This window comes from Actinomyces sp. HMSC075C01 (assembly GCF_001812965.1).
Lineage (GTDB): Bacteria > Actinomycetota > Actinomycetes > Actinomycetales > Actinomycetaceae > Actinomyces > Actinomyces acetigenes.
The window spans coordinates 1-23,797 of record NZ_KV811023.1 but is presented as its reverse complement, the minus strand read 5'-3'; the positions used below and the strand labels follow the sequence as shown (position 1 = coordinate 23,797).

Here is a 23,797-nt window from a genome sequence, read left to right as displayed (position 1 = left end):
GGCTCCTCGGTGGGAGTGGGCGTCGGCGTGGGCTTCGGGACCTCCGTGTAGGTGTTGGTCACCGTGACAAGGGTGGCGCTGGAAGCACCCTCCTTGATCGTGAAGGTTCCGTTGTCGATCTTGGTGTCGACTGTGTAACCCTCGCGCTCAGCGCCGCCGTCAGCCTGCTTTTCCTTCTCGGTGACGTCGCATGTGGTACCCACCGGTACCGACGGGCCATCGACAGGCGTGCCGTCGCCCTTCACGTCAAGGGTCCCCTTGGAGCCGTTCTCACACGCGTAGGTGATCTGGAACGTCTCTTTGGAGAAAGCGCCCTTGTTGCTTCCCTCGACCTTCTTCACGACGGAGAAGGAACCGGTCTTCTGAATGACCTCGTTGTACAGGCCCACAGCCTGCACGGAGGAATCGACCGAGAACGTCGCGGTGTCCGGCGTCTCACTACCGTTGACGGAGAAGGTCTTGCCTCCCCAGCCAAGGGCCTCAGGAAGGGCCGCGGCGGATGTGTCCTCTGTCAGCGTGATCTTGGTGCCCTTGGGGAACTCGCGCAGGGTGTCCCCGGCCTGCTGCTGGCCCGCGGCCACCTCGACGGTGTAGGGGTTCGACGCCGGCTTCTTGGACCAGGTCGGGTAGTCCGCCTCAGTCGTACCGTTGGGGAGCTCGTAGGCGACGTTCACACGGATCTTGGTGTCCGCAGGGACGTCGTTCTGGTGAGCGCCGGTGACGTACTTCTTGACCCCGAAGGATCCGAAGCCCTGAGTCAGCTGCACGTCGTAGGAGATCGGGTCCTTGTAGGCCATCTGTGCGGACACCGTGGTGTTCTTACCGCCGTTCAGGGTGGCGCTGTTGGTGTAGACCTTGCCCGGGACGATCTTGCCGCTCTCGGCCAGGGACTGGTAGACGATCTCGTAGTTCGCGTTCTTGGCGAAGTTGCCGTCCGTACGGGACAGGGTGATGGACGCAGTGGTCCCGTCGGCGCCGATGGTCGGCTTCAGGGTGAACTTCCCGTGGTCGGTGTTCATGGCTGTGCCATCGGCCTTGGCGACGTCGAAGTAGCCGTCGGCGCCACCGCCGAACTCCTCGGGGTTGACCCGCACGTACCAGGAGCCGAGATCCGAGTTGAGCTTCTGCCCGCCCCCGGAGACGTCGTTGAAGGTGACGGTGTTGACGCTACCCTCCTCCGCATTCAGGTGCTTGGCGATGGTTGCACCACTGAACTGGATGTGCCAGGTCAGACTGTTGGACTCGCGCTTGAGGGAGTTGGCGTACTTGCCAAGGTCCTTCTCAACCCAGGCGATCGGTAGAATCCGCTCGTTGTTGGGGTGGAAGACCTCGACCTCAGTGCCGTTGGCGTCGAAGGTGGTCTTGTTGTCCTGGGTCACCTTCTGGGCCACGATCATCTGGTTGCCCGATCCCTTGAGCTCGGAGGCTGCGCTTATCGCGGCGTTGAAGGTGCAGGTGAGGGTCTCGGTGGTCGTGACGCAGTCGCCCACCTTGGTGCCGTTCCCGAGAACAAGATCGTCGTGTCGACCGATCTCACGGAACCGGTACTCCGCCGGAAGGCCGATGCTGAAGGACTCGTCCGGCTGCGGATTCGCGTCAGAGGCGTCCCAGGCGAACTTCATGCGAACCGGGTCCTCGAGATGCGCAGGCTTGCCCGGAAATTCCGTTCCATCCTTGTCTGCGAGGATGAGAGGACTGAAGGAGACCTTCACTCCGGTATTCTGGTTCGCGCTCGCATGAGGTGCTAATAGCGCGACAAAGCTACCCAGTGCGACCAGCAGTACGCCGGCGAGCAGAGTCGCCACGTACTTGCGATGCACAGAGAGGTGCTGTAGGTGCATTCGTTATCTCCATCTTCATGGGGTGACATTCCTGTGTTGTGGGGAAATACAGGAATCCGCCGAGATACTATGGGGTGAACCTTAATGGCGGATGCGCAAATTACGTTTTGTAACCATTGTGTTGCCGTATTGGTATATTCGTTGACCGGATGATTGTGCGTGCGTACCGGGCGTCGCCGTGTCCAGGAGGTCGAGCAGGCCTGAGCGCGGTCCGGTCGCCGGGGAGATATCTCCATGGACCGCGGTACGGTTCTGCGTTCATCGTGACGCCATGAGTTCCATGGTGGTGAGTCGTCGTGTGCTTGCGGGGCTGGTCGCGCTCGGCGGTGCCGGCGTGGTGCTCCGCCGGGATGGTGGTGGCGCCTGTCCTCGGCCGGGGCGGGATCCGCGGGCTGAGACCAGGATTCGCAATGATCGTGATGACGTGGACGGTCGTCTGTGGGAGACGGTGGCGGCGAGCTGGCGGACGGACACGAGGCTGCGGTTCACCGGTTCCTTGAGCGGGGACTACGTCGACTACGACGGTCCTGAGGGGCTCGGCTCATCCCGCCAGGATTTTGCGGAGATGCCCAAGCTGGTGCATGAGGATGACAACTGTGTGGTGGTTCAGGCGGGGGCGGGGGTGTGCGCGCTTGAGCGTGCCGATGGGCGGGTGCGTTGGTCGGTGGCGTTGGAGGCTTCTCAGGGGTTGGTCGCCGGGGGCGTGTCGTGTGGACTGGTGTGGACCAATGCGGGTGCTGTGAATCTGGGGACCGGCGAGGTCAGGAGAGTGCCCGAGGCGGTGTCCCGGGCGGTCAACCTGGTGGCCGGTGAGGGTGTCGTCGTGACCGTCGTGCCCGGCTACGGTGGCAGAAGTGAGCTCGTCTGCCTGGAGTCCCATGGCTGCTCGGAGAGGTGGCGCACCGGCATCGACGACCCGGGTGCGGCGTCACTGACGCTCGACTACGAGGACAACGAGGTTTCCATCGGGCTGTCGGACCGCTACGACCTGGACAGCGGCGAGTACAACCTGGTGCTGGTGGACGTCCGACGCATCGGGCCCCGGGAAGGGGTTTTCGTCGTCGTCGACACCGAGGCCGGCAGGAGGATGCAGGTAGTGGTCGACGACGACGGGACGGCGGTCGCGGTCCGTGCGTTCACGCCGCAGGAGGGAATGAACGACGCGGGCTACCGGGAGGAGCACACCTCCGGCGAGGAGCTGTGGTCGGTTCCGTTGGAGGCCCACCCGGGCGCGGTCGTGGCCGTCGACTCCGCCCTGGGAGAGCAGGGGTCCTCCTTTTGGGTCATGGACCTGGATGATTCCGGTGCGCTGCATCTGGCGCACTGGAGGCCCGGCCCTGCGTGAGGGCGGAGCCCCTGCCGACGATAGGTGCCGGTGACCGCACGTTATTCGGCTCCGCCCCCGCGGCGGGCCCGGCAGCGCGATCGGTGCCCTGCCGGGGATCCTTCAGGCCTTGCGGCATGTTGACGCGGGATGACGGAGCGTCGTCTAGCGTGTGTCGCGGCCTGATCGGGCAGGCCGGCTCCCGCACCCTGCGGGCGCTTGGCGGCCCGTCCCCTTGTGCAGAACAGGAACGACGTTGACAAGCCTCGACACCTTCCACTCCCGCTCCATCCTCGACGTGGACGGCCGCGGTTACGAGATCTACCGCCTCGACGCCGTCCCCGGCATGGAGCGTCTGCCCTACAGCCTCAAGGTGCTGGCCGAGAACCTGCTGCGCACCGAGGACGGCGCCAACATCACCGCTGACCACGTGCGCGCCCTGGCCGCCTGGGATCCGGTCGCTGAGCCCGACACGGAGATCCAGTTCACCCCGGCCCGTGTCGTCATGCAGGACTTCACGGGTGTGCCCTGCATCGTGGACCTCGCCACCATGCGCGAGGCGGTCGCCGACCTCGGTGGTGACCCCGAGGTCATCAACCCCCTCAACCCCGCCGAGATGGTCATCGACCACTCCGTGCAGATCGACTCCTTCGGCCTGCCCGGATCCCTGGAGCGCAACAAGGAGCGCGAGTATGAGCGCAACGCCGAGCGCTACCAGTTCCTGCGCTGGGGGCAGGGGGCGCTGTCCAACTTCCGCGTCGTCCCGCCGGGCACCGGCATCGTCCACCAGGTCAACATCGAGTACCTGGCCCGCATCGTCTTCACCCACGAGGCCGACGGCGTCACCCGGGCCTACCCCGACACCTGCGTGGGCACCGACTCCCACACCACCATGGTCAACGGCCTGGGTGTCCTGGGCTGGGGCGTGGGCGGCATCGAGGCCGAGGCCGCCATGCTGGGCCAGCCCGTCTCCATGCTCATCCCCAAGGTCGTGGGCTTCAAGCTCTCCGGTGCCATCCCCGCCGGCGCCACCGCCACCGACGTGGTCCTGACCATCACCGAGATGCTGCGCGCCCACGGCGTGGTGGGCAAGTTCGTCGAGTTCTACGGCGAGGGCGTCGCCGAGGTGCCGCTGGCCAACCGCGCCACCATCGGCAACATGAGCCCCGAGTTCGGCTCCACCGCCGCAATCTTCCCGATCGACGAGGTCACCCTGGACTACCTGCGCCTGACCGGCCGCTCCGAGGAGCGCGTGCGCCTCGTGGAGGCCTACACCAAGGCCCAGGGCATGTGGCACGATCCGTCCCGCGAGCCCGTCTACTCCGAGTACCTCGAGCTGGACCTGTCCACCGTGGTGCCCTCGATCGCCGGCCCCAAGCGCCCCCAGGACCGCATCGTCCTGTCACGGGCCAAGGAGTCCTTCCAGGAGGTCCTGCCCACCTACGCCTCCCAGCCCTCCAAGCCGACGCCGGTGACCCTGGCCGACGGCACCGCCACCGAGCTCGACCACGGGCACGTCGCCATCGCCTCGATCACCTCGTGCACCAACACCTCCAACCCCTCGGTGATGATGGCCGCCGGGCTGCTGGCCCGTAACGCCGTCGCCCGGGGCCTGCGCTCCAAGCCCTGGGTGAAGACCTCCACCGCTCCGGGCAGCCAGGTCGTCACCGACTACTACGAGAAGGCCGGGCTGTGGCCCGCCCTCAACGAGCTGGGCTTCAACGTCGTCGGCTACGGCTGCACCACCTGCATCGGCAACTCCGGACCCCTGCCGGCCGAGGTCTCCCAGGCGGTCAACGACGCCGACCTCGCCGTCGTCTCGGTGCTCTCGGGCAACCGCAACTTCGAGGGGCGCATCAACCCCGACGTCAAGATGAACTACCTGGCCTCCCCGCCCCTGGTCATCGCCTACGCCCTAGCCGGGACCATGGACATCGACTTCGCCACCGAGCCGCTGGGCCAGGACCCCGAGGGTCGCGACGTCTTCCTGTCAGACATCTGGCCCGACCCCACCGAGGTCCAGGCCGTCATCGACGCCACCATCGACCGCGAGATGTACACGCGCGACTACGCCGACGTCTTCGCCGGTGACGAGCGCTGGCAGGGCCTGGACACCCCCGAGGGGGACACCTTCGCCTGGGACGAGGAGTCCACCTACGTGCGCAAGGCCCCCTTCTTCGAGGGCCTGTCCATGGAGCTCACCCCGGTCACCGACATCGAGGACGCCCGGGTACTCGCCCTGCTGGGAGACTCGGTGACCACCGACCACATCTCCCCGGCCGGTGCCATCAAGGCCGACTCCCCGGCCGGGCGCTACCTGGCCGAGCACGGCGTGGCCCGCGCGGACTTCAACTCCTACGGCTCGCGCCGCGGCAACCACGAGGTCATGATCCGCGGCACCTTCGCCAACATCCGCCTGCGCAACCGGCTGCTCGACGACGTCGAGGGCGGCTACACCCGCAACTTCCTCACCGGCGAGCAGGAGTCGATCTTCGACGCCTCCCAGGCCTATCAGGCCGCAGGCATCCCGCTGGTGGTCCTGGGCGGCAAGGAGTACGGCTCGGGCTCCTCACGCGACTGGGCGGCCAAGGGCACGGCCCTGCTGGGCGTCAAGGCCGTCATCGCCGAGTCCTTTGAGCGCATCCACCGCTCCAACCTCATCGGCATGGGCGTGGTCCCGCTCCAGTTCCCGGCCGGACAGAGCGCCGAGTCGCTCGGCCTGGACGGCACTGAGACCTTCTCCATCACGGGCCTGACCGCGCTCAACGAGGGCACCACCCCGCGCACCGTCGCGGTCACGGCGCAGAAGGCCGACGGCTCGGAGGTCTCCTTCGACGCCGTCGTACGCATCGACACCCCCGGCGAGGCCGACTACTTCCGCCACGGCGGCATCCTGCAGTACGTGCTGCGCCAGCTCGCCAGCTCCTGAAACCTCACGCGTTGACGACGCGGGGCGATCGCAGATCAGCGATTGCCCCGCGTTGTTGTTGATGGGCACGATGGCGAGAGCCTCCTTGGTCTGAGAGCAGGTCTGGAAGGGCTGCTTGCCCCCAGAGGTTATTCTCGGTAACTTGATGGCTATGAGTATTAGCCAACTTGAGGTGCCGGGCGGCACCATCGCTTACGAGGTGCACGAGCCTGTCGGTACAAGTGATGGATCGGATGTACCGAGTGGTCGGCGGCTTGTTGTGTGCTCGCCGGCCATGGGGGACGTGCGGGACGTCTACGCGCCGCTGGCGCAGTCCCTGAACGAGGCGGGGTTTCGTGTCGTCACTGCGGATCTGCGTGGTCACGGGGACAGCTCGGCGACCTTCACCGCCTACGGCGATGAGGCCACCGCAGCCGACCTCATCGCCCTGATTGAGGTTCTCGACGCCGGTCCCGCCATCCTTGTGGGTGCCTCCATGTCCGGAGCCGCTGCAGTGATCGCCGCCGGGCGTCGCCCTGACCTGGTGTGTGGGCTCGTCCTCGTCTGCCCCTTCCTGCGTGGGCCGCAGAGTCGAGTCCGGATGCTCGTGCAGCGCACCATGCTTGGGGCTGCTTTGATGCGCCCTTGGGGGCCTGCTGTGTGGAACAGCTACTCCGCCAGATTGTGGCCCGGTCTACCTGATGCCCAGCAGCGGGCCACGCGTCTGACGGGCCTGCTGTGCCGTCCGGGGCGCTGGCGCGCCTTCTGGGCGACGACTCGTACTGATCACCGCGTTGTCTCCCCGTGGCTGGACAAGGTGGACTGTCCCGCTCTCGTGGTCATGGGGCAGGACGATCCGGACTGGAGGGACCCCGTGGCCGAGGCCGCCTGGGTAGCAAGCGCTGTTGGTGGAGGTGGGGGAGAGGTTGTCATCGTTCCCGGTGCGGGGCACGCCCCGATGCTGGAACGATCCGGCCTCGTTGGGCCACAGGTGGTCGACTTCGCCCGGCGTATGGTCGCCGGCAATGCTGAGGCAAGGCCGGCGGGGGGAGAGGTGAGGAGCGCACGATGCCACGAGCAGGACTGAGCGCCGAACGCGTGGTGGAACGAGCCGCGCAGATCGTTGACGAGCACGGCCTTGAGGAACTGTCCCTGAGCCGGCTGGCTGCCGATCTGGGAGTCGCGCCGCCGAGCCTGTACAAGCATGTCTCCGGTATGAGCGACCTGGTCCGAGGAGTCTCCGTGCGGGCGGTGAACGAGCTCGCCGACCGTCTGGCGGCCTCCGTCATGGGGTTGGCCGGGCCTGATGCCCTGCGAGCCCTTGCCGACGCCTATCGAGGCTTCGCTCATGCGCACCCCGGGCTCTATCCGATGACCCAGGTCCCCGCCGAGGCCTCGGACGGAAGCCTGAGTCCGCTACGGTCATCAGCGGCTCAACGCACGGTTGCCATCGTCACCGCGGCGCTGGGCGGCTACCGCATCCCCGAGGATCGGATCATCGACGCTGTGCGAATGACCCGGGCGTCACTCCATGGCTTCGTGGATATCGAGGTCCACGGTGGCTTCGCCATGAATGCCCCCATTGACGTGAGTTTTGCCACGCTCGTTGACTCTCTGGATGCAGCCCTGGTTGCTCTCGGCGAGCAGTAGGGCTGCCAGGTATCAGTGAGGACGAAAGGATAAGTCGCCCCAATGACCGGTTGGGAGGGGAGAGCTGCGTGAGGCCTTCCCGGCTGCTGTCGGTGATCCACTGAGACCTTGCGCAGTCGCCCCGGAATAGCGGCCCTTCGCTTCCCGTTGCCCTGGCGTTCAGATCATGCCGAGCGGCGACCGCCGAAGGAGATGCGCACCCATGACCCAGTCCACCGTCAACAGCGACGCCACCAACCAGACAGACGTTCCGGTCGAGGAGGTCGACCTTCTCGTCGTCGGAGGCGGCAAGGCCGGCAAGTCCCTGGCGATGCTGCGCGCCAAGGCCGGCGACAAGGTCGTCATGGTGGAGCGGGACAAGGTGGGCGGCACCTGCATCAACGTCGCCTGCATCCCCACCAAGACCCTCATCTCCGCCGCCCGCGCCCTCCATGAGGTCCAGGGCTCGCAGGCCTACGGCGTCACCCTGCCCGAGCAGGACGGCGGCGCCGACGCCCTGGCCCAGGCCCGCATCGAGCTGGCCGCCTTCCGTGCCCGCAAGGAGACCGTCGTGGGCGGCATGGTGGCCGCCCACGAGAAGATGTTCCCCGCCTCCGGCATGGACTTCGTCAAGGGCACCGCCCGCTTCGTGGGGGAACGCACCGTCGAGATCGCCCTGAACGACGGCGGCCTGCGACGCGTTCGCGGCGCCAAGGTCCTCATCAACACCGGCACCACGCCGTCGGTCCCCCCGATCGAGGGCCTGGCCGACGTGCGCTACTGGACCAGCGAGGACCTGCTCACCCTGCCCGAGCTGCCCACCGGTCTCGTGGTCCTGGGCGGCGGCGTCATCGGTGTCGAGATGGCCTCCCTCATGGGGCTCCTCGGTGTCCCGGTCACCATCGTCCACGCCGGGGAGCACATCCTGGACCGCGAGGACGAGGACGTCGCCGCTGAGGTGACCGCCGGCCTGGAGGCCCTGGGAGTCACGGTCCTGGCCGGAGCGCGCGCCTCGAAGGTCGCCGCCGCGGCCGACGGGAAGGGCGTCGTCGTCACCACCGCCGACGGTCACGAGGTGAGCGGATCCCACCTGCTCGTCGCCCTGGGACGCACCCCCGTCACCGCCGGCCTCGGCCTGGAGGCCGCGGGCGTGGAGCTGACCGAGCGCGGCTTCGTGCGCGTCGACGACCACCTGCGCACCACCGCCGAGAACGTCTACGCCGCCGGTGACGTGGCCGGAACGCCCCAGTTCACCCACGCCTCCTGGAACGACTTCCGCGTCCTGCGTGACCTCTTCGCCGGCAGGGAGGCCTCCACCACCGGGCGCCTCATCCCGTGGGCCGTCTTCACCACGCCCGAGCTCGGGCACGTGGGCATGAGCGAGGCCGAGGCCCGCGAGGCCGGCTACGAGGTGCGCGTCGCCAAGACCCCGACGGCGGCCGTGCCGCGTGCCAAGACCCTGGGCCACACCGAGGGCTTCTTCAAGGTCATCATCGACGCCCGCACCGACCTCATCCTGGGGGCCGCCATCATCGGCGCCGAGGCCAGCGAGGTCGTCACCAGCATCCAGATGGCGATGCTGGGCGACATGACGTGGCAGCAGGTGCGCGACGCCGTCATCACCCACCCCACCATGAGCGAGGGACTCAACATCGTCCTGGACTCCCTGGGCTGAGAGCCCGAGGACTGGCCCCGCCTGAACGGTGAGACAGACCCGCTCAGGCGGGGCGTACCCCCAGGTTCTCGACGCGCTCGGCCCCCGGCAGCGCCACCAGCAGCGCCCCGGGCACCAGGAGCTTGGAGTGGCGCACGCCCGAGCCGATGAGCACCGTGGCCCGGTCCGCCACGGCGCCGTCGATGAAGAGGCGCCAGTCCTCGGGCAGGCCGACCGGGGTGATCCCGCCGTACTCCATGCCACTCATCTCCACGGCCCGCTCCACCGGCAGGAACGAGGCCTTGCGTACGTCAATGCGCTTCTTGACGACGTGGTTGACGTCGGCGAAGTCGGTGGCACGCACGACGCAGGCGGCGATGCGCTCCTGGCCGGTGCGCTTACCGGCCACGAGCACGCAGTTCCCGGTCGCCTCAGGATCCAGGGAGTAGTGCGCGTTGAGGGCGTCGGTGTCGGAGTGGGACGGGTTAATGGGCACCACCTGCGCCTGACGCGCCAGGCCCGCGCCCTCGGGCGAGGCAGCCTCCAGCGCCCGCAGCGCGGCGGCCACGGGCTCAGCGAGCAGGTCGGTACGCTCCAGCGCCGGCTGCCAGCCGATCTCCGCGGCGAAGACCTCAGCCGGATCACGCAGCTCAGTCATTCCTTCTCATCCTTTCGACGACGTCGAGCGCCTCTCGATGCGCTCCACCAGACGGGTCCTGACCCCGGGCCACTGCTGCGGGGTGATGGAGAACATGGCCGTGTCGCGCGGGCGCCCCTCCTCGCCGGGTGCCAGGGAGGGCTGCCAGGCGTGCAGGACCCCCTCGAAGGTCGCCCCCAGGGCCGCGATCGCGCCGCGAGCCACCTGGTTACGTGCATCGGTCTTGATGTCCACGCGGTCCACGCCCCACTCCTCAAAAGCCTGCGTGAGCAGCAGGAGCTTGGCGGCCGGGTTGATGGCGGTGCCGCGAACAGTGGGGGAGAGCCAAGAGGAGCCGACCTCGACGGCGAAGAGCCGCCCGTCCGGCATCCACCGGGGCGTCAGGTAGGCGGTATGCCCGACGACGCGGCCGGTGGCGAGCTCCACCTGGGCGAACGGTGCGTAGGTGCCCGTGTCCCGACGGGCCAGGCTACGAGCCACGTAGTCCCCGACCGTCCCCGGTGTCGGCACCGTGGCGAAGGGGCTGGTCGCAGCCCCCTCGGCGGCCAGCTGCAGTCCCGGCACGTGCTCGGGTGTCAGCGGCTCCAGACGCACGATGCCGCCGGCCAGTACGCCACAAGTGAGGACGGGGGAAGGGACATGCGACTCAGTGGTGCTCATGGTGTCGATCATGACAGCAGGAGCACGGACGTCGTCGGGATGCCTCAGCATGTGGTCCTATTTCTGGAGCGGGCCGCGACCCTGCCGGTGCGGGCCAGGGGGCCGTCGGCTCACACGCAGGGCTCACCGTCACGTCTGAGCCCGTCCAGGACATCGTGCAGGTCGGGGGATCGTTGGGCGATTACCTTGGCCGAGTATTGTTACGTGATGTACTTGACTGAAGAGTACGATGCTGTGATTGATGGCGGATGAGAGGTGCTCTGACGATTGCGGCGAATCCGATCTTTAGGTGCCATGAAAATGGTTCGTGAAGCTATAGCTGCGTGTCGTTTTAAGTGAGGGGCAGAGGATAAGGCTGAGAGCGACTGAAGTTCTTTAAGGTGATCCTTTGGGTGTGGAGGGAATCTATGGCGTTGTTTAATGAGGATCTGTTGCTGCTGCGTGCCTCCCACCTGGTTCGCTCCTTCAGGAAAAAGGACAAAACCTTCGTCGCCGTGGAGGACGTGTCCCTGGATGTCGGGACGGGACAGATCCATGGTCTGCTGGGACCCAATGGCGCCGGTAAGACGACGACGGTGCGGATGTGCGCCACGCTGCTGGCTCCGACGTCGGGTGAGGTCTGGGTCGATGGCATCGACGCGGTGCGCCATCCGGAGCGGGCCAGGTCCCGGCTGGGCCTGGTCCTGGGTGGTGAGCTGGGGTTCTACCCGCGGGCTACGGCACGCGACAACCTGCTGTTCTTCGCCGATATTCAGGGCCTCGACGCCCGACGGCGACGCAGCGCGGTCATGGACGCCCTAGAGCGGGTGGGGCTGGCCGAGGCGGCGTCCCGAAAGGCAAGCGAGTTCTCGCGCGGAATGCTTCAGCGTCTGCACCTTGCCCGGGCGCTGCTCGGGTCACCGGCTCTTCTGCTGCTGGATGAGCCCACCACCGGCCTGGACCCGGACGTGGCGCTGCAGGTGCGCGACTTGGTGCGTGAGCTGGCGCAGCGGGGAACCGGGGTGCTGCTGACCTCGCACTCGATGCCGGAGGTCGAGGAGCTGGCTGACATCATCTCGGTGATCGGGGCGGGCCGGATCGTCGTGCGCGGCGGTGTCGGTGATGTGTCTGCCTTCGCCGGGGTGAGTGCCACTACGACCTTCACGTTACCGGCCCGCCACGGTCAGGCCGTCGAGGCGCTTCGAGGTTGCCTGGGGCCACGGGCGACGGTGGAGCAGCGTGCCTCCTCGGCCCGGTGGGCGGTGACGGTCTACTGGGCCGGGGAGGCCACTGGCACCACCGATACCGACGAGCGGGTCCGCCAGGTCCTAGGCAAGGCCGGTGCGGGTGCGCCGTCGGACCTGGTGACGCGGCCGGCGTCCCTGGAGGAGGCCTATCTGGCCCTGTCCGACAGGCTCGCCCGATGAGGCGTCAGCTGAGGATGACGGCTTTTCACGTCCGCCAGTTCGTTTCGGTGCCCTACTTCATCCAGCTCATGGTCATGGCCACGACTGCCACCACGCTGGTGCAGTTCTTGGCGGCCTCGGCCTGGGGTGGGATCGCCCCGACGCAGGGCTGGGTGCGCGGGGGCGTCGTCGGGATGTGGACGACGACGACCTGCGCGGCGGGGATCATCGGTTTTGAACGGCACAAGGGCACGCTCGTCCATCTGGTCATGGCTCCGGTGGGGGCGCTGCGGTCGCTGGCGGCCGTGGTGTGCGCGGCGGCGTCCTTCGGGCTGGCGGCCTTCCCGGTGGCGTGGTGCGCGTGGGCGCTGCTGTCGGCGTCGGTGTCCTTCACGGGCCCGGGGTGGGAGGTCTGGGTGCGCCTGGCCCTGGGCGCCGTCATGCTGCTGGTCGGCTGCCTTGCCCTGAGTCTGGTCATCGCGGCGCTGTTCGTGCTCACCCCCAACGCGATTCAGTACGAGGGGCTGCTGCTGGTGCCGGTGCTCGTGGTCTCAGGCATCGTGTTCACCTCGACGACGCCGCCTGTCTGGCTGGCTGTGGCGAATCGGTTCCTGCCGTTGTCGGTGCCCTTCGAGCTGCTGCTGGGCCGGGCGACGTCGGCAGTGGTGCTGGGCGCTTGGCTGGTGTGCACAGCCGCGTGGCTGGGGCTTGCCGCCTTCCTCGGCCGGCGGGCGCTGCGGCTGGCGACACGGACCGGCACCCTGGAGGTGGTCTGATGCGCGCCCGGGCTCTGGCCTTCGCCCACCGGTTCTCCTCAGGGGTGCGTGTCTCGTGGGCCTCGTCGACGGCCTTCGCGACCCTGGGCACGGCCGTGGTCACGCTGCTGGTGCTGCCGCTGCTGGACGTACTCTTCGATGTCCTCATGGGCTCGGACCTCTCCGCGCCAGACCTGGTGCGCACCGGATACGCAGCGGCCCTGGTGGCACTGGCTGTCTCGGTGGCCTCCGGAGTGGTGGGTACCGTGGCCACGGACCGGATGCTGGGCGTCTTCCAGGAGGTCCATACCCGCAGGCGCCTCGACGTCGCCTACTGGCTGTCCGTCGCCGTCGTGCCGGCGCTCCTGGCCGCCTCGACCGCCATCGTTGCGATCGGCGTCGTCTTCGCGCTCTCACCGCTGCACGACGTTGGAGCGCTGGGGCGTGTCATCACACTGGCAGCGCCGACCATCGTGTGCGGGCTGCTCATGGGGATCATGGCCGCTGGTGTCGGAGTCAATCTGCCCGATCCCTATCTGGGTGCCACGATCATCGCCACGTTCCTGCCGCTGCTGACCGGCGTCATCGTGCCGCTCGAGCAGTGCCCTATCTGGTTGCAGGCTCTGGCCCACCTGGTTCCGCTCAGCGGCACCGTGACAGTCCTGGACGCACCGGCAGCCGCCGTTCCGGCCTTGCTGGGCCGCGACCTCGCGGTCGCCGCCGTATGGGCCGGGATCGGGCTGGCCGTCACCCGTCGTGCCGTCACCCGACTCCGTCAGGGCCAACGCACCGACACCATCTGAGTCTGAGGAGGAGGTCTCCCTCGGCATGTGGTCTCATTGTCCCCGTGCTGCACGTCATCTTCTTCGAGCCGCGCATCCCGGGCAACACTGGGGCGGCGATCCGCCTGAGCGCCAATACCGGTGCCATGCTCCACCTCGTGGATCCTCTGTTCGACATGGACGATGCCAAGCTGCGCCGTGCCGGCCTGGACTACCACGACCTGGCCAACACGCGCGTCCACGCCACCTGGCAGGAGTGCCTCGAGCAGGTCCCTGGACGCATCTTCGCCTTCACCTCCCACACCGAGCGTCTCTACACTCAGGTCGACTGGCGCGGCGACGACGCCCTCCTGTTCGGCCCCGAGCCCACCGGCCTGCCCCAGGAGATCCTCAACCACCCGCGGGTGAGCGCCCACTTGCGCATCCCCATGGTGGAGGGCAACCGCTCCCTCAACCTGGCCAACTCCGCCGCCATCGGCCTGTACGAGGCCTGGCGGTCCCTGGACTTCGCCGGCGGAGCCTGAGATCCTATCCCAGGCCCCGCCGCTTCAGAGCATCCCGGCGGGGCGGATCGCCAGGTCCTCCACGACCGCGTCCATCGGGGTGTTGACGGCCAGGCGCACGGCCGCGGCCACCGACTGCGGCGCCATATGGTCCGCAGCCCGGTATGCGGGGGTGGCCATGATCCCCTCGGTGCGCAGGCGCGCTGCATTGAAGGCGTGCAGACGCTCCTGCATGGGGGTGTCCACCCGACCCGGGTAGATCGAGGTGACCCGCACCTTGCCCGCCTCCTCCTGGCGCAGCGTGTCAGCCAGGGACTTCAGCCCCGCCTTGGAGGCGGAGTAGAGGGCATTGCCCGAACGTGGGTTCACTCCGGCACCGGAGTTGATGAACACCGTCAACCCACGCGCCTCCCGCAGCGCCGGCAGCAGCAGGCTTGTCAGGTACGCCGTCGCCACCAGGTTGAGGTTCAGAACCGCCCGCCAGCGCGTGGGCGTGATCTTGTCAACGGTGCCGGGTGCCTCCATGCCGGCGCTGTGCACCAGCACGTCGAGGCTCTCGATATCGATCCGGCTGACCAGCCTGGCCAGGGCCGTGTCGTCGGTCAGGTCGACCGGGCAGATGAGAACGGCCGTCTGGGACTCCTCCTCCAGTGCGAGCGCCAGCTCCTCCAGGTCATTGACGGAGCGGGCCAGGAGGATGAGGTTGTGGTCCCGGGCCAGGTCCCTGGCCACAGCCAGTCCGATCCCGGAGGTCGCCCCGGTGATCAGGGCGATGGGGCGGCGCTGGTGACGGCCGGAACCGGCGCGCGTGAAACCATGGGCGGGGGTGAAGGGGACGGACTCCCCCTGACGGCGACGCCGGCCCGCCTTGGAGGACGAGGCGTCGACCTGGGCGATCTGTGGGCTCACTGGCCGTCCCTGAGGAAGGCGGCGGCCCCGGGCTCCCCGGGCACGGAGTAGGTGGCGGTGAGCGTGGCCCGAGCGATGCAGTGCGGCACCAGGGTGAAGGCCGCCATGGCGGGACTTGCCTCGTCATCCAGCCCCAGAGTGTCCACGTCCAGGGCGGAGACGGTGAAGACGTAGCGGTGGTCGCCGTCGCCCGCCGGCGGGTAGGGGCCGAACCAGGCATGGTCGCCCGAGTCCCCGGCCAGGTGGAAGGCGGCACCGTCGAGCTGAAGGTCGCTGGCCCCCGCACCCCGCTCCAGCGAGGTGACCGAGGCGTCCAGATCCACGATGGTCCAGTGCCACCAGCCCGACATGGTCGGAGCATCCGGGTCGAAGCAGGACACGACGAAGGACTGTGTCTGCTCGGGAAAACCCGACCAGCTCAAGGCGGGGGAGATGTTGTCATGGATGCCGGTGAAGATGTCCGGGATCCGCCCCTGCTCGGTCAGGTCCGCAGAGGTCAGCGTGAAGGAGGGAACCGAGGGCAGGAGGCCGGTAGGGGCCGGCGGGCGAGGGCGAGTGAGGTCGGCTGTCATAGGTGTACCTCCAGGCAGGTGATGGATAGGGAAGGTGGCCTTCCATGAGGGCACAGCCCCAACTGTAGACGCCCCTGCACAGACCCGTCCCTGTGGAAATCCTGTGGGGGAGCTCCGTGGGCTCGTCGCGCAGGACCCTGAGACCCTCTTGTTGCCTACGCCCCCGATTGATGTCGCAGCGCAGCGCTATCCTGAAACCCGCCCATCGAACATACGTACAGAGAGGGGGTGTCATGGGAACCTCGACCACGCGCGCGCCAGCGGAGGCCCAGAACCGCCTCAACCGGGCCCGCCTCGCCCTGAGACTGGCCGAGGAACGTACCGGACTGCGCGACTCGGCAGCCCTGACGGTGCAGCGCGCCCTGTCCTCGGCGTCAACCAGCGCCCTGCTGAGCGCATCAGCCGATTCGCCTCCAGCCGCATCCCCCGCATTCCCCACGGCGCTCTCGGCCTGGCAGGACTCCGGCGTCCTCACCCTCCACGGATCCACTACCCTCCTCCTGGCCGCCCTCGCCCTGCGCCAGGGCGCCACCGGCTGGTGCGGCATCATCGGGGGAGACGAGCTGGGCTGGTGCGCAGCCACCGAGATCGGCCTCGACCTCAACCGGGTCCTCACCGTTCCAGCGCCCCTCCTCGACGACACCTCCATCCTGACGGTCACCTCCACCCTGCTCGACGGCGTCGACACCCTCCTCATCGGCGCCACCGTCGCCGAAGGGCTGCGCCCCCAGCACCGCAGACGCCTGCTGTCCCGAGCGCGCGAACGCGGCCACCTCATCCTGACCCCCGCCCGCTGGGAAGACGCCCGCATCCTCCAAGCCGCCCCCTTGGCCCCTGACGCCGGAACCAAGGACACGCCTCCCGCCCAGGACCCGGTGGAGGCCCCCGCAGAGCCCTCCACCGACGGCGTCGTCATCCCCATCGGGCGAGGTACCTCACCCGCCCCAGTGCGAGCCATCGAGATGCCGGCAGGCTACCTGCGACGCCTCACCTGGACCCTGACCGACCCGCAGCGCCCACAGCTCGCCGCTACCGAAGACCTCACGCTCTCACTGTCCGCCGAAGGACTGCGCACAGGCTCCCACAACGCCGTCGACTCGGCCCCCACCCCACAGGAGGCAGCCGGATGAACCCGCCACCACCGACCCCGCCGCCCGGCCCGCCCGCCTCCAGGCTCGTGGCCATCTGGGTCCCCGACTGGCCCGTCGTCGCCCTCACCATGGAGGCCCGCCAGCAGCGCCGACACCCCCGAGCGCGCCAAGGAGCCCCTCATCTGCCGGACCCGGCCACCGAGCCCGTCGCCGTCGTCGGCGCTCGCGGAGTCCTCGCCGCCTCAGCCCCGGCCCGACGCGCCGGCATCACCGCCGGCATGCGACTGCGCACCGCCCGCTCCCTGTGCCCCGAGCTCACCGTTCTGCCTCCCCAGGAGGAGCGCCAGGCCCGAGCCTTCGAAACCGTCATGGAGGCCCTCACCTCCCTCCTGGCGGACCCCATGGTGGCCCGCCCCGGACTGGCCCTGTCCGGCGTCAGAGGACCCGCCGCCTGGATCGGCGGAGAAGAACCCCTCGCCTCAGCCCTCGTGGAGACCGTCACCCAGGAGGCCGACGTCGAGTGCCAGGTCGGCATCGCCGACTCCCTGTCCGGAGCCGTCCTGGCCGCCCGCCAAGGAATCATCGTCGAACCTGGCCGGACCCCGGAGTTCCTCGCCCCCTGGCCCCTGGGGGCACTCCTGACCTGCCTGCCCCTCAGCCGCCTGAGGCGCGACGCGCGCCCCCTGCTGGAGACCTTCGCCCGACTCGGCCTACGCACCTTGGCGGACCTGGCGGCCCTGCCACGAAAAGACGTCACCGTCCGCTTCGGCCCCCTGGGGGGCAGGCTCCACCACCTGGCCGCAGGCACCCACCACGAGGCCCCCGCCATGCCCCGGCCGGCCCAGGACATCACCGTCGCCTCCGAGCTCGACCCTCCCGTCGAGCGCGCGGACACCGCGGCCTTCGCCGCCCGGCACCTCGCCGAGAACCTGGCGGCCCGCCTCCTGTCCGCAGGACTCTCCGCCGGACGCCTCTGCGTTGCCGCCCGCTGCGAGGACGGCACTGACCTGTCTCGGACTTGGATGCTGGAGGCCACCCCCACCCCCACCGAGCTCACCGACCGCGTGCGCTGGCAGCTCGAGGGATGGCTCTCCGGACGCTCCGGGCGCCCACCCTCCTCCGGCCTGACCCACCTGAGCCTGACAGCCCTCGAGCCGAGCCCGGCCGCGACCTCCCAGGCAGGACTGTGGCAAGCGCCGGGCCACCAGGCCCAGGCGCGCGCACGCCGTGCCGCCGAGCGCGTGGAGTCCCTCCTCGGAGCCGGAAGCATCCAGGTTCCCCGAGTTGTTCCCGGGCGCGACCCGCGCTCGCGGGTGCGCCTGATCCCCTGGGGGGAGAGCGAAGGTGTTGGTGAGTCCACGGGTGATGAACCGGCGCCCTGGAGCGGCTCTCTGCCCGAGCCCTCACCCTCCGTCGTCCTGCTCCGGCCGGTCCCCGCGCGCCTCACCGATCTTCAGGGGAGAGAGCTCGGCGTCGACATCCACGGTCAGCTCGACGGCGTCCCCGGCTTCCTCAGCGTCGGTGACGGCTCAGGTGGTGTTGATGAGGGTGCTGTGGGGACTTCCTCCCAGATGGAGTCCGTGCTCCTGTGGGCCGGGCCCTGGCCGGTCGACGAGGGCTGGTGGACCGCGTGCGGGCCTTCGCGTCGCGCCTACCTCCAGGTGGTCACCGACGTCGGGCCGCCCCGCCTGCTGGTGCGATCAGGCCAGTGGTGGCTCGATGCCCTCTACTCCTGAGGAGCTGTCCGATGGCGCAACCGCAGAAGGCGGAGCTGTGCGCCGTCGTCCCTTCAGCCACAGAAGAGCCAGCGTCACCAGGCACAGCCAGGCCAGCCCCAGGGACCAGCCGGCCAGGACGTCGGTCATCCAGTGGTAGCCCAGGTAGATACGGGAGGTTCCTACCAGCAGAGTCGCCCCCGCCGCCGCCATGATCGCCAAGATCCGGTACAGGGCCGCCGCAGTGGATGCCAGAACCATCCCCGCTAGCAGGCCGGCGAAGACGGCCGTGTTGAAGGAGTGCCCCGAGGGGAAGGAGGTGGTCGAGGCGGGGGCGCCCAGAAGGGTGTCGGTCGAGGGGCGCGTGCGTCTGAAGATCTCTTTGAGCGCCACCGTCAACAGGCTGGAACTGACCATCGTGAGGCTCAGGACCAGTGCGCGTACGCGGCTGCCTCGTATGAAGAGGAGGACGGCACAGGTCGCGGTCAGGATCGTCAGTCCCACGGTGGAGCCCAGGGCAGTGGACACCTGCATGATGACGGTCAGAGCCGGGTGGCGCTCATCCACGGCCCAGGTGGTGACGCTCTGGTCGTGAGGCGCCAGCCCCGTCCCGGAGCTCGTGGTCAGAGCCAGCCAGGAGAACAGCGACAGCGTGATGACGGCGGTCGCGGCCAGCGTGCCCGCTTGCCTGGTGCGCCAGGTGTGAGGCAGGTGGTCGAGTGAGAGCATGAGGGGGAGGCTATCCGTGCTGGTCTGGATGAGGCTATGCGCGCGCCATGGGGAGGCTGAGCGGCGTCGTCACGTCTTGTCCGCGCTCAGGGCGCTCGGCGGGTAGCATCCGGCCCGAGTGATTCGATCCGGCTCAGGAGGACCCGCGTGGCCAAGCTCTACTTCCGCTACGGTGCCATGAACTCCGGCAAGTCCACGGGGCTGCTCCAGACCGCCTACAACTACGAGGAGCGCGATCAACGTGTCTTGCTCCTCAAGGCGGTGGTCGACACCAGGGGTGAGGACTCAGTGGTCTCCCGGCTCGGGGTGTCGCGCCGCGTCGACCTCCTCGTCGACACCGACGATGACCTGCGCGCCCTGGTGCACCGGCGGGCCCTGAGCGGTGCGCGGCTCGCCCGCGACGAGGGCGGTGCACTGCGGGAGGCGGCGCCCTTGCGTGAGGTTCTTGACTGCGTGCTCGTCGATGAGGCTCAGTTCCTCACGGCTCTTCAGGTGGATCAGCTCATGGAGATCGCGCTGGTCGATGACGTGCCTGTCCTGGCCTACGGGATCCGCACTGACTTCCGCACAGTCAGCTTTCCCGGGTCGCGCAGGCTGCTGGAGATCGCCCACTCCCTGGAGGAGCTCAAGACCATCTGCCGCTGCGGACGCAAGGCCATCTTCAATGCCCGCAAGGTGGGGGAGTCCTTCGTCTTCGACGGCGATCAGGTGGCCATCGACTCCGGGGACGTCACGTACGAGTCGCTGTGTGGCCAGTGCTACCTCGCCGCCGGTGGGAGGCTTCCCGGCCGGTGAGTCGTGCTCCGGGACTGAGCTTGTGTCGGCGGGAGTACAAGGCTGACCGAGGGGGACGGTTGGAGCGAGGGGTCAGCCCCTGCTCCGAGATGTTCCTTGTATTTTGGGTATTACAAGCATTATCGTGAAACTGTGAATGTCTCCTACGCACTTATCGCAGACATCATCCGCTCGCGCGAGCTCCCTGATCGCAGGCGTGCTCAGCGCGTCATCCACGAGACTCTGGACCGAGCCGCTGAAGGGCTGGCGCTGACGCAACGCCCGTACGCCACGGTCGGCGATGAGCTGCAGGCGGTCTCGGCGATCCTCTCCGACGCACTCGCCCTCACTTTGCGCACGCACCTCCTCCTGCCTGAAGGCTTGGGCTTGCGCTTCGGTATCGGCGCCGGAACGATCTCCGAGATTGAGGGCGGGGCGGGAAGTAGTGCGGACGGCGCGTCGGTGCGTCTGATCCAGGACGGCTCGGCATGGTGGGCCGCACGCGAGGCCATCGAGAAGGCGCACCATCTCCAGGACGAGGGGAGGTCCTTCATTCACACCTGGCTGCGCATCCATCCGGATGCGGTTAGCGGATCCGGGGGGGAGCGGGGCGAGCATGAGAGGTTCGTCAACTCCGTCCTTATCCTGCGTGACCAGGCGATATTCCGCTTTCAGCCCCGTCAGCGCCGCATCATGGCCGGACTCCTCATGGGGGTGACCCAGATTGAGATCGCCCGTCAGGAGAAGGTGAGTCAGCAAGCCGTCTCTGAATTCGCTCGCAGTGCCGGAGCCTCCTTGCTGGAGGTTCAAAAGCTTCTTGACGGGTTGAGTGGGGGAGGTGAAGGAGAATGACGGCCCTGCTCCTTCTTCTGCTTGCCTCCGCCTCCGTGGTTGATGGCTCCGACCGGGTGAGTGGGAGGTGGTCCCGGATGCCCGTCGGGGCGAGGCTGCTGGTGGGAGTATCCGCAGTGGTTGCTCTTGGTGTCCTGGTCGGGTGGCCTGTTCTTCATCTTGGGGCGGGAGGCGTTGTCGTCATCATCTTGGTAGCCACTGCGTGGCTGTGCTGTGGCCTGGTTTCACGGACCTGGTGGGAGAAGTCGTTGAGAGTCCGCCAGCGGGAGCGGGTGGGACAGGGAGCCTCTGAGGCCGGTGCGGATCAGCTGGAACCGCTTATCCGTCTTGCCTGCGCGGGGCTGTTATTCCTCGCCGTGGCGCTCTGCGTCGTCGTGTCTCAGCCGCTTGGGTCTCGGGCCGCCAAGATGAGCGCCGTCGTCGGAGTCGTTGTCCTTCTGGCTGTTCCCGCCAATCGAGTCGTCGCCGACATTCTTGCTGTTGCGCGCCACTCCACGCAGGGGAATGGGGAAGTTGTTGCTGGTTGCGTGCCCTCGCAGGAGAGCGGAAAGCAGGATGAGATGGAGGGATCGATGCGCGGCGGTCGCTGGATAGGTCCGCTTGAGCGAATCCTCATTCTCCTGCTTGCCTCCGTTGAGGCGTCTGCTGCTATTGCCGCAATTGTTGCTGCCAAGGGCGTGATTCGATTTCCCGAGATCAGTCAGGATAAGGCGGGGCAGAAGGCTGAGGAGTTCCTCATCGGCTCCTTCGCCTCCTGGATCCTGGCGGTCTTGGGTGCTGTAACTATTCACCTCGCCTGAGTCGCGTCACGTCGGGGTGGAGGTGGGGTCGGGTGAGCGGGTTCGGGCGAGCTGGTTTAGCGGGGCGGGGGCGGGCCGTCCGAACCGAACGCCGCGAACCGGATCACCCGAGCTGAACGTCTCGAACCCGTTTCCCTGAACTGGCTCACCCGCACCTGCTCACCTGAACCGGCCGCCCGAACCCGTATCCCCGCACCTGGCTCTCTCGAACCCGTATCCCTGAACTAGCCCACCCGGACCAGGCTTCCCGGACCGGCTTACACAAGCCGGTTGGCCGGTTCAGGTGGGCGGGTTCGGGGTGTTTGCTTCGGCTTGGGTGGGTTGGGGTGTGGGTGTGAGGCCTGGCTGCGAGTGTCGCCCGGTTTCTGCGCACCTGCGGCCAGGAAGGTCGGCGCCCCGGGTTTTCGTTGCTGTGCCGGGGATTGTGGATGGTCGCCCCGGCGTGCGGGTGGCGGAGGGTCGGGCTATACTGTACATATGTTCGAAAGTGGTGTGCTTCCTCATGTCCCGGCCGATGGTGCGGCCGGGATGCTGAGCGCACCTGCCCAGGACGCGTCGGCGGGGGCTGCGACCTGCGCTGAGGACGTGGCGGGCCTGCTGGGGTCCTTGGCCGCTGGCGGAGCACTGGCCGGCGTGGTGGAGGGGCTGCTGGCCCGCCTACTGGTTACCGCCCAGAACCACCACGACGGCGACAGCGACGGTGGCGGCGATGGTGACGGTGCCGGCAGTGTTGATAGCGAGGGCTTGTTCGCTGGTGACAGCGGGGACGATGCGGCGTTGGTGGCCGGCGCTGAGGAGCTTCGGGTCGTGTCCGTGGAGGAGGCCGGTGCTACTGGGCTGCTTGGTCTGGGGGCGCGGGGTCTGGGGGAGCTGGCTGCGGCCTGCCACCGCCTGGCGGCGTGGGCTACGTGGGGTCAGTCCCTGGCGGCGGCGTGCCTGACCGCCTGTGGTGAGCTGTCGAGTCACCCGGGCCAGTGGGGCCCAGACGGCCGGGTCTCGGAGGTAGTGGGCTACCAGGAGCGCAGGTTCAATGCCACCTGCCTGCTCTCAGCCCGCCTGGGCCTGTCTAGGAGCCGGGCCGGTCAGATCGTGGATCACGGCAGCGCCCTGATGGATACCGGGTTTGGTCCCACGGAGGCCATGGAGCGGTGCGGGGTGCTGGATGCGGCCAAGGCGTCCCTGGTGACCCGCCGTCTGGAAGGCGTACCCACTCTGGTGGCGCTGGCCGTTCAGGAGCGGGTGCTGCCTCAGGCGCCCAGGCGCAGCGTGTCCCAGGTGGGGCGGGACATTGAGCGGGCCCTGATGGAGACAGACCCCACCGGACACGCCGAGCGGGCCCGGGCCAACCAGGAGCGTCGGTGTGTGTCGCGTCCCAGGCCCGCCGGTGAAGGCGTCTCCCAGGTCCGCCTGCTGCTGCCGACCATGGACGCCCTGCTGCTGGACGCCACCTTGGACGCGATCGCCGCATCAGCCCGAGCCGCCGGCGAGAGGCGCACCCTGGGCCAGCTGCGGGCCGACGCCATCACCGCGATGACCCTGTCCACACTACGCACCAGCCAGCAGGACGCCTACACCCAGCCGGCCCTGAGGGAGGCCGAGCATCACGGCAAGGCCCAGGCCGAGGCCAATGGCTCCGGGCCGGCTGCTCCAGCACGGTTACTGCCTGACGGGGTGCCCCTGGAAGGGCTCCTGGGGACCTTGAGCTCCCTGGTGGGATCCACTAGCCCGTGGTGGACCCCCTCAGGCACCGGACACCTTCCCCTCCCCGAGAACGTCCATGTCGATGTCCAGGTCACCGTCCCCCTGAACAGCCTGACCGACCCAGGTGGCCTGGCCCAGATAGAAGACCCCACCGATCCCGCCCTGGCTGAACACGATCCCGGCGGCCGCGACCCCGCCACCAGCGGGAGGACTCTGCCCAGTTCTAGTGGGGTAAGTCTACCCGAACCCGGCCCGACCACTCCCGCCTTCTCGTGCTCGGCTGCTCACGACTCCTCGCCTGCCGCGTCGTTGTCCACCGCTCCCATCGCCCAGCCGGCCGCCTCGACCTCCGCTTCGACCTCCGCCTCGTTGTCCGCCTCGCCGGCTGAGGTCACGGAGGTGCGCATCGGGGCGCGCAGCGCGGCGGTGCCGGCCATGACCGCCTGGGCCCTGGCCGCCGGTGGGACCTGGAAGCGCCTGATCACCGACCCGACCAGCGGCACCGTGATCGACATGGGCCGCACCCGCTACCGTCCCCCGGCGGGCCTGGCTGAC

Annotated in this window: 20 protein-coding genes and 1 pseudogene; 15 read left to right on the top strand and 6 right to left on the bottom strand. The window is 68.4% G+C overall.

Translation table 11 applies throughout. From position 1 onward, the window contains the following. A partial coding sequence (locus HMPREF2883_RS10175; RefSeq protein ID WP_256277434.1) for a DUF7926 domain-containing protein occupies positions 1–1,712 on the bottom strand: 1,712 nt, incomplete at its 3' end. A 553-nt stretch (positions 1,713–2,265) separates the two neighbouring features. Between HMPREF2883_RS10175 and HMPREF2883_RS10170 the strand changes: the two genes are divergently transcribed. The 5 genes from HMPREF2883_RS10170 to HMPREF2883_RS10150 all read left to right on the top strand — a co-directional run bounded on the left by HMPREF2883_RS10170 (position 2,266) and on the right by HMPREF2883_RS10150 (position 9,377). Continuing rightward, positions 2,266–3,186, top strand: coding sequence for a hypothetical protein (locus tag HMPREF2883_RS10170; protein ID WP_256277433.1), 921 nt, complete (start codon positions 2,266–2,268; stop codon positions 3,184–3,186). 235 nt (positions 3,187–3,421) lie between these two features. Next, positions 3,422–6,094, top strand: a complete 2,673-nt coding sequence (acnA, locus tag HMPREF2883_RS10165; protein ID WP_070661873.1) for an aconitate hydratase AcnA — start codon at positions 3,422–3,424, stop codon at positions 6,092–6,094. A 145-nt stretch (positions 6,095–6,239) separates the two neighbouring features. Continuing rightward, positions 6,240–7,160 carry an alpha/beta fold hydrolase gene (locus tag HMPREF2883_RS10160; protein WP_256277432.1) on the top strand — a complete coding sequence of 307 codons (921 nt, stop codon included), beginning with the start codon at positions 6,240–6,242 and terminating at the stop codon, positions 7,158–7,160. Further along, positions 7,142–7,723, top strand: coding sequence for a TetR/AcrR family transcriptional regulator (locus HMPREF2883_RS10155; RefSeq protein ID WP_070661867.1), 582 nt, complete (start codon positions 7,142–7,144; stop codon positions 7,721–7,723). Before HMPREF2883_RS10160 ends, HMPREF2883_RS10155 begins: the two co-directional genes overlap by 19 nt. Positions 7,724–7,925: 202 nt before the next feature. Beyond that, positions 7,926–9,377, top strand: coding sequence for a dihydrolipoyl dehydrogenase family protein (locus tag HMPREF2883_RS10150; RefSeq protein WP_070661864.1), 1,452 nt, complete (start codon positions 7,926–7,928; stop codon positions 9,375–9,377). A gap of 43 nt (positions 9,378–9,420) precedes the next feature. Here the strand turns inward: HMPREF2883_RS10150 and HMPREF2883_RS10145 are convergent, their stop codons facing one another. Both HMPREF2883_RS10145 and HMPREF2883_RS10140 read right to left on the bottom strand, forming a co-directional pair. Further along, the gene (locus HMPREF2883_RS10145) at positions 9,421–10,014 is read right to left on the bottom strand and encodes a YbaK/EbsC family protein (protein WP_070661862.1); all 594 of its coding nucleotides are present in this window, start codon (positions 10,012–10,014) and stop codon (positions 9,421–9,423) included. Between the two features lie 6 nt (positions 10,015–10,020). Next, positions 10,021–10,674 (bottom strand): GNAT family N-acetyltransferase, encoded by a 654-nt coding sequence (locus HMPREF2883_RS10140; protein ID WP_070661880.1) that lies wholly within the window; start codon positions 10,672–10,674, stop codon positions 10,021–10,023. 407 nt (positions 10,675–11,081) lie between these two features. Here HMPREF2883_RS10140 and HMPREF2883_RS10135 point away from each other — a divergent pair, with 407 nt between their 5' ends. From HMPREF2883_RS10135 to HMPREF2883_RS10120, 4 genes are read left to right on the top strand one after another with little or no spacing between them, the layout of a single operon-like run. Further along, on the top strand, positions 11,082–12,080 hold the full coding sequence (locus HMPREF2883_RS10135) for an ABC transporter ATP-binding protein (protein WP_070661859.1): 999 nt from the start codon (positions 11,082–11,084) through the stop codon (positions 12,078–12,080). A gap of 14 nt (positions 12,081–12,094) precedes the next feature. Next, positions 12,095–12,835 carry an ABC transporter permease gene (locus HMPREF2883_RS10130; RefSeq protein WP_256277431.1) on the top strand — a complete coding sequence of 247 codons (741 nt, stop codon included), beginning with the start codon at positions 12,095–12,097 and terminating at the stop codon, positions 12,833–12,835. Beyond that, positions 12,835–13,617, top strand: coding sequence for an ABC transporter permease (locus HMPREF2883_RS10125; protein ID WP_070661851.1), 783 nt, complete (start codon positions 12,835–12,837; stop codon positions 13,615–13,617). The genes HMPREF2883_RS10130 and HMPREF2883_RS10125 overlap by 1 nt, the downstream gene beginning before the upstream one ends. Before the next feature lie 44 nt (positions 13,618–13,661). Continuing rightward, positions 13,662–14,120, top strand: coding sequence for a tRNA (cytidine(34)-2'-O)-methyltransferase (locus HMPREF2883_RS10120; protein ID WP_070661849.1), 459 nt, complete (start codon positions 13,662–13,664; stop codon positions 14,118–14,120). 24 nt (positions 14,121–14,144) lie between these two features. Here the strand turns inward: HMPREF2883_RS10120 and HMPREF2883_RS10115 are convergent, their stop codons facing one another. Continuing rightward, a complete protein-coding gene (locus HMPREF2883_RS10115) occupies positions 14,145–15,008 on the bottom strand; it encodes an SDR family oxidoreductase (protein ID WP_070661846.1) in 864 nt (287 codons plus the stop codon). Further along, positions 15,005–15,580, bottom strand: coding sequence for a YbhB/YbcL family Raf kinase inhibitor-like protein (locus HMPREF2883_RS10110; protein WP_070661842.1), 576 nt, complete (start codon positions 15,578–15,580; stop codon positions 15,005–15,007). Before HMPREF2883_RS10110 ends, HMPREF2883_RS10115 begins: the two co-directional genes overlap by 4 nt. Before the next feature lie 233 nt (positions 15,581–15,813). Between HMPREF2883_RS10110 and HMPREF2883_RS10105 the strand changes: the two genes are divergently transcribed. Both HMPREF2883_RS10105 and HMPREF2883_RS10100 read left to right on the top strand, forming a co-directional pair. After that, positions 15,814–16,710, top strand: coding sequence for a hypothetical protein (locus HMPREF2883_RS10105; protein ID WP_070661839.1), 897 nt, complete (start codon positions 15,814–15,816; stop codon positions 16,708–16,710). Further along, complete coding sequence (locus HMPREF2883_RS10100) at positions 16,707–18,407, top strand: DNA polymerase Y family protein (protein WP_070661836.1); 1,701 nt, start codon at positions 16,707–16,709, stop codon at positions 18,405–18,407. The genes HMPREF2883_RS10105 and HMPREF2883_RS10100 overlap by 4 nt, the downstream gene beginning before the upstream one ends. Here the strand turns inward: HMPREF2883_RS10100 and HMPREF2883_RS10095 are convergent. After that, on the bottom strand, positions 18,372–19,115 hold the full coding sequence (locus HMPREF2883_RS10095; protein WP_070661834.1) for a phosphatase PAP2 family protein: 744 nt from the start codon (positions 19,113–19,115) through the stop codon (positions 18,372–18,374). The two genes, HMPREF2883_RS10100 and HMPREF2883_RS10095, sit on opposite strands and share 36 nt — an antisense overlap. A 147-nt stretch (positions 19,116–19,262) precedes the next feature. Between HMPREF2883_RS10095 and HMPREF2883_RS10090 the strand changes: the two genes are divergently transcribed. The 4 genes and pseudogenes from HMPREF2883_RS10090 to HMPREF2883_RS10075 form a co-directional block, all read left to right on the top strand. After that, positions 19,263–19,910 carry a thymidine kinase gene (locus HMPREF2883_RS10090; protein ID WP_070661830.1) on the top strand — a complete coding sequence of 216 codons (648 nt, stop codon included), beginning with the start codon at positions 19,263–19,265 and terminating at the stop codon, positions 19,908–19,910. Between the two features lie 132 nt (positions 19,911–20,042). Next, positions 20,043–20,741, top strand: coding sequence for a SatD family protein (locus tag HMPREF2883_RS10085; protein ID WP_070661826.1), 699 nt, complete (start codon positions 20,043–20,045; stop codon positions 20,739–20,741). Then, complete coding sequence (locus HMPREF2883_RS10080) at positions 20,738–21,541, top strand: hypothetical protein (protein WP_070661824.1); 804 nt, start codon at positions 20,738–20,740, stop codon at positions 21,539–21,541. Before HMPREF2883_RS10085 ends, HMPREF2883_RS10080 begins: the two co-directional genes overlap by 4 nt. 477 nt (positions 21,542–22,018) lie before the next feature. Continuing rightward, positions 22,019–23,797: pseudogene (locus tag HMPREF2883_RS10075) on the top strand (13E12 repeat family protein); the annotation flags it as partial.

Coding starts and splice junctions, on each gene's coding strand:
- HMPREF2883_RS10105 (WP_070661839.1), top strand. CDS start 15,814: ATGGGAACCTCGACCACGCGCGCGCCAGCGGAGGCCCAGAACCGCCTC.
- HMPREF2883_RS10135 (WP_070661859.1), top strand. CDS start 11,082: ATGGCGTTGTTTAATGAGGATCTGTTGCTGCTGCGTGCCTCCCACCTG.
- HMPREF2883_RS10130 (WP_256277431.1), top strand. CDS start 12,095: ATGACGGCTTTTCACGTCCGCCAGTTCGTTTCGGTGCCCTACTTCATC.
- HMPREF2883_RS10150 (WP_070661864.1), top strand. CDS start 7,926: ATGACCCAGTCCACCGTCAACAGCGACGCCACCAACCAGACAGACGTT.
- HMPREF2883_RS10100 (WP_070661836.1), top strand. CDS start 16,707: ATGAACCCGCCACCACCGACCCCGCCGCCCGGCCCGCCCGCCTCCAGG.
- HMPREF2883_RS10160 (WP_256277432.1), top strand. CDS start 6,240: ATGGCTATGAGTATTAGCCAACTTGAGGTGCCGGGCGGCACCATCGCT.
- HMPREF2883_RS10125 (WP_070661851.1), top strand. CDS start 12,835: ATGCGCGCCCGGGCTCTGGCCTTCGCCCACCGGTTCTCCTCAGGGGTG.
- HMPREF2883_RS10140 (WP_070661880.1), bottom strand. CDS start 10,674: ATGAGCACCACTGAGTCGCATGTCCCTTCCCCCGTCCTCACTTGTGGC.
- HMPREF2883_RS10095 (WP_070661834.1), bottom strand. CDS start 19,115: ATGCTCTCACTCGACCACCTGCCTCACACCTGGCGCACCAGGCAAGCG.
- HMPREF2883_RS10155 (WP_070661867.1), top strand. CDS start 7,142: ATGCCACGAGCAGGACTGAGCGCCGAACGCGTGGTGGAACGAGCCGCG.
- HMPREF2883_RS10080 (WP_070661824.1), top strand. CDS start 20,738: ATGACGGCCCTGCTCCTTCTTCTGCTTGCCTCCGCCTCCGTGGTTGAT.
- HMPREF2883_RS10110 (WP_070661842.1), bottom strand. CDS start 15,580: ATGACAGCCGACCTCACTCGCCCTCGCCCGCCGGCCCCTACCGGCCTC.
- HMPREF2883_RS10145 (WP_070661862.1), bottom strand. CDS start 10,014: ATGACTGAGCTGCGTGATCCGGCTGAGGTCTTCGCCGCGGAGATCGGC.